Annotated in this window: 2 protein-coding genes; one reads left to right on the top strand and one right to left on the bottom strand. The window is 68.9% G+C overall.

The window, feature by feature from the left end; genetic code table 11:
• On the bottom strand, window positions 1–598 hold a 598-nt coding region (locus tag DQP56_RS24155; protein ID WP_205868976.1), incomplete at its 3' end, for a DUF2275 domain-containing protein.
• Between the two features lie 146 nt (window positions 599–744).
• Between DQP56_RS24155 and DQP56_RS24160 the strand changes: the two genes are divergently transcribed.
• Window positions 745–1,627 (top strand): PPE family protein (locus DQP56_RS24160; protein WP_133259037.1); only part of this gene is annotated, 883 nt, incomplete at its 3' end.

A 1,627-nucleotide genomic window follows, 5' to 3' on the forward strand; every position in this document is an offset into this window, starting at 1 on the left:
GGCCGACCAGGACCGGTAGATGGCTGGCGACCCGCGCCGCGGTCACTTGACCGTGGTAGGCGTCGATGGCCACATATCCGCTCAATGCCAGGGCGAATACCCCGGCGATCGCGGCGACGCCGGCCGCCACACCGGGCCAGACGCCCGCGGCGATCATCGCCCCGCCCAGCGCCAACAACCACGCGGTCGACTCGTGCAGCAAATGCGCCCCGGTGGCGGCCCCGTGACCGTGCGCCGACACCATCCCGAAGTCCACCCCGGCGATCTGCGCCATCGCCATGGCGACTTGGAGCACCCCGACCGCGATCAGCGCCAGCCGGCGGTAACCCCATCGCCGCCAGCCACCGGACACCAGCTGGCCGGTGACCGAAGTCACGCCGGCAGCCGCCAGGATCTGCGCGGCTAAGTCAGGGCCGGCGGCCGCGTCGGCGCCGGTTTCGATCGTGGTCAACCGGCGGGCCTGCGCGGCCGCACCCACCAACCAGCGCCGGCAGCTGCGGCATGACGCCAGATGCGCGTCGACCTGCTGCGCGTTCAACTCCTGCTGCTCACCGTCGAGCAGCGCCGACAGGGTTTCACGCACCACCTCGCACCGCATGCCGCCATAGTCGCGCATTCTGCGCCGGGAAACAAAGGGGCCAAAAGATTCACCCGGTCGGGAACCAAGCCGGTCGATGAGACGACCATTGGTGGAGAAGAACAAGACCGGTATCGCCGGGGAATCGGGAAAGGGGAGGTGTCTTCATGACCGCACCGGTCTGGCTGGCGTCGCCACCAGAGGTGCACTCGGCGCTGTTGAGCGCCGGACCCGGGCCCGGTCCGCTGCTGGAAGCAGCGTCGGCCTGGTCGCTGATGAGTGCCGAGTACGCCGAGGTGGCCGCCGAACTCGACGCGGTGCTCGCCGGCGTGCAGTCCGGCGCCTGGCAGGGGCCCAGCGCCCAGCAGTACGCGACCGCGCACGTGCCCTACCTGAGCTGGCTGACCGACAGCGCCGCAAAGAGCGCTGCGGCCGCCGCCTTGCACCAGACGGCGGCGACCGCCTACACCGCCGCGCTGGCGGGGATGCCGACGCTGGCCGAACTGGCCGCCAACCACGCCGTGCACGCGACGCTGGTCGCGACCAACTTCTTCGGGGTCAATACCATTCCGATCGCGCTGAACGAAGCCGACTATGTCCGGATGTGGATTCAGGCGGCGGAGATGATGACCGTCTACCAGGGTGTCGCCGGGTCGGCACTGGCGTCGGTCCCGGTGGCCACTCCCGCACCGGCGGTCGTGGATTCGGCAGGTCAAGCCGTCGCCGGTGTGAGCTGGGAGCAACAGATCGCCGACTTGCTCAGAGAGATCAACATGGGCTTTTCGGACCCGGTCGCGAAGTGGCTGTGGTCGCTGTTGGGTGTCGACGGATATCCGATCGAGGCGTTTCCGTTCGCCAGCGCGGTCGGCCAGATGCTATTGCAGATCCCGGGGATGTCCCCGATTCTGGCCAGCTCCCTGGGATGGACCGTCTTCCACACCCTGATGCTGTTGTGGCCGATGGGACAGATCGCGGTGCAGATGGCGATCCCGATCATGATGGCAGCGGCGCCCGGCATCTTTGCGGCCGCCGCCGGACTCGGTGCGCTCG

It is taken from the genome of Mycolicibacter senuensis, assembly GCF_003284925.1.
Lineage (GTDB): Bacteria > Actinomycetota > Actinomycetes > Mycobacteriales > Mycobacteriaceae > Mycobacterium > Mycobacterium algericum_A.